General features: G+C 53.5%; 2 protein-coding genes. Both read left to right on the forward strand.

Annotation, left to right across the window (positions count from 1 at the left end; genetic code table 11):
- Positions 1 to 1,759, forward strand: a 1,759-nt coding sequence (locus VNL73_02545; GenBank protein ID HXF48290.1) for a DNA gyrase C-terminal beta-propeller domain-containing protein, incomplete at its 5' end; no start/stop codon positions are given.
- A 145-nt stretch (positions 1,760 to 1,904) separates the two neighbouring features.
- Positions 1,905 to 2,104 (forward strand): alanine--tRNA ligase-related protein (locus VNL73_02550; protein HXF48291.1); only part of this gene is annotated, 200 nt, incomplete at its 3' end.

The raw sequence follows: 2,104 nt of genomic DNA on the forward strand, positions 1-2,104 counted from the left end.
TTTTACCGAGAACGAAAAATCAGGGAAGCAGCGGATCATCGTTTCCGAAATCCCCTATCAAATAAACAAAGCAAACCTTTTGGAGCGGATCGCCGAGCTGGTGAACGCCAAAACCATCGAGGGGATTTCCGATTTGCGGGATGAATCCGACCGGGACGGAATGCGGATTGTCATCGAGCTGAAAAAGGATGCTTTTGCCGAGGTGGTTTTAAACCAGCTTTTCAAGCACACCCAGATGCAGGCGACCTTCGGGGTCATCAACCTCGCCCTGGTGGACGGCCAGCCGAAGATTTTGAACTTCAAGGAGATGCTGGAGGAGTTCCTCAAGCACCGCCACGAGGTGGTCACCCGCCGGACACAGTTCGAACTCAAGAAAGCCGAGGAGCGGGCGCATATTCTCGAGGGACTGAAGATTGCCCTGGACCATCTGGATGAGGTCATCTCCCTCATCCGCAAATCCAAAACGCCGGAAGATGCCAAGCAGGGGCTAATCAAAAAATTCGAACTTTCCGAAATCCAGGCGCAGGCAATTTTGGATATGCGGCTGCAGCGGCTGACCGGGCTGGAGCGGCAGAAAATCGAGGATGAATACGTTGAATTGATCAAAACCATTGCCAGCTTGAAGGAAATTCTGGCCTCCAAGGGTAAGCGGATGGCGATTATCAAAGAGGAGCTGCTTTTTTTGAAAAACACCTACGGGGATGAGCGCCGGACGGAAATCAAGGAGGAGGAGGAATCGGAGTTTTCTATCGAGGATTTGATTGCGGAGGAGGATATGGTGATCACCATCACCCATTCCGGCTACTGCAAAAGGCTGCCGGTCACCAGCTACCGGAAGCAGCAGCGGGGGGGGAAGGGGCTCATCGGCATCGAGACCAGGGAGGAGGATTTTGTCGAGCATCTCTTCATCGCCTCCACCCATGAATACATCCTCTTTTTCACCACCGCCGGCAAATGTTACTGGCTGAAAGTGCATGAGATTCCGCAGGGGGGGCGGCTGGCCAAGGGGAAACCGATTGTCAATCTTTTGGCTCTCTCCGAGGGGGAAAGTGTGGCGGCGATGCTGCCGGTGCGGAAATTTGACGACCAGCATTACATTATCCTCTGCACCCGGCAGGGAACCATCAAGAAAACCGTGCTTTCGGCCTTTTCCAATCCCCGCAAAGGGGGGATTATCGCCATCGGCATCGACAAAGGGGACCAGCTTATCGATGCGGCCTTGACCGACGGGCAATCGGAGATCGTTCTGGCCACCCGACAGGGGATGGCGATCCGCTTTCACGAGGAAAAGGTGCGGGATATGGGGCGCGGGGCGTACGGCGTGCGGGGAATTACGCTCGAGGACAAGGATTACGTCATTGGGATGGTGGTCATACGACGAGAGGCGACCCTTTTGGTCGTAACCGAAAAAGGGTACGGCAAACGGACCGATATTTCCGACTACCGGGTCACGAATCGCGGCGGCAAAGGGGTCATCAACTTGAAAGTAACGGACAAAGTGGGCGAGGTGGTGGCCATTAAAGAGGCGCTCGACTCGGACGAGTTGATGATTATCACACAAAAGGGGATCGTCATCCGCCAGCCAATTGGAAAAATCAAAGTCATCGGTCGAAATACGCAAGGCGTTCGGCTTATCAACCTTGATTCCGGCGACCGGGTGGTGGATGTGGCCCGGGTGGTGCCGGAAGAGGAGGAAGTGGATGGCGCCAGCGGGGAATCGACCTCAAAAATACCGGTACAGAAGAGCGAAGAAGAGTAAACGGTAGTTTCTTAGAAAAAATGGCAGCGCAGGTTGAGCGACATCGAGCCTGCGCTTTTTCTTGCGAGTCTGGTCGCTGGCTTGCGATTGGAAAAGGTTTTATATTGAAAAAGGACACAGAAAAAACGTCCAAAATCGAGTTCTTATGAAAAGCGCCGATATCCGTGAAAGTTTTTTGAAATATTTCGAGGCCTCCGGGCATATCCGGGTGCCCTCTTCTCCCCTTGTTCCCGAAGAGGACCCGACTTTGCTTTTCACCAATGCCGGGATGAACCAGTTCAAAAAGGTTTTTTTGGGGCTGGAGAACCGCCCGTACAAACGGGCCGCTTCCTCGCAGAAATGCAT

The organism is Verrucomicrobiia bacterium (genome assembly GCA_035574275.1).
Classification (GTDB): domain Bacteria; phylum Zixibacteria; class MSB-5A5; order DSPP01; family DSPP01; genus DSPP01.